Here is a 1,041-nt window from a genome sequence, read left to right as displayed (position 1 = left end):
AAGGCTGGTATTATTAGTAGTGACGAATCTTACTTCAAATGAGGGCTTAGCTCATAGGAGTAAGGCTGATTCGTTTTTATTAGGTATAGGATTGTTTTGATAAGACGATCCATCTGACGGACGATGAGTTTCTTCTTTGATGAAGAGGCTTCTCGTCTTTTTTGATAAGCGTCTCGAATATGGTTGTTAGCCATTTTGGGATTAATCATGAGGATAACTGTCCAATATAAAATCCTTCGTGCGTGGGGATTGCCGTGTTTAGTGATGTGTCGTGCCGACTGGTGGTCACCGGAATCTATTTCGGTCGTATCAATGCCTACGTAGCTGTTTAATTCTTGACGCGTGTTAAATCTGCGTATGTCTCCTAGCTCACCAATTAGTCGGATAGCGGTACTACTGCCAATTCCCGGGATAGTCTGAAGGAGCTCTAGTTCTGGTAAAGACTTTCCAAGATCTGTCATGCGCAAGACCTGCTGGTCCTGCGCAGTTTCCAGTGCCAGGACCTGTTCTGCTAAAGCCTTCATCTGACGTGTATTGTCAGATCTAACCGGAACGGCATCACCATTCCTTGCTGCTAACTTCCATAGCTTTCTTGCGGCATTATGGGCCTTTTGGGGGCCAATTCCTTTAAATTGTGCCGCCAGTATTTGGGCCTCTAACTCGTTAAGGTCGCCAATTTCTCGGACAATTTGCGCGTGAGGAAAGAGAGTTAAGAGTTCCCAAGCTAACTTAGTGTCAAAATTAAAACCATCCTTAGGTGCCCCAAATGAAGCGAATACAAGCTGTAAGACACGATGAGCCCGATTACGTGCGCGCTTCTTATCCTCATTGAGCTGGTCGTAATAACGATTCATATCAGTCAGCTCGCGATAGACTGGGTCTTGCTTGTAGGCCATCAAATAGGGCTCTAATTGTTCTGTGAACTCAGTGATAGCTAATCTTTTAGCATCCTGCTTATCGTTCTTTCTAAGACGCGATCCTGTGGCGATACGATTCTTAGCGGCCAATGGATTTAGAATATGATAGTTCAGATGTTCTTGC

The 1,041-nt window shown here is 44.7% G+C and carries 1 protein-coding gene; it reads right to left on the bottom strand.

Annotation, left to right across the window (positions count from 1 at the left end):
* Positions 1–29: 29 nt before the first annotated feature.
* On the bottom strand, positions 30–1,041 hold a 1,012-nt coding region (locus HEQ50_RS12570; protein ID WP_168900826.1), incomplete at its 5' end, for a transposase.

The organism is Lactobacillus sp. HBUAS51381 (assembly GCF_012641095.1).
GTDB lineage: Bacteria > Bacillota > Bacilli > Lactobacillales > Lactobacillaceae > Levilactobacillus.
Note: the sequence above shows the minus strand (reverse complement) of the source record. Positions and strands in the feature narration are given on the sequence as shown.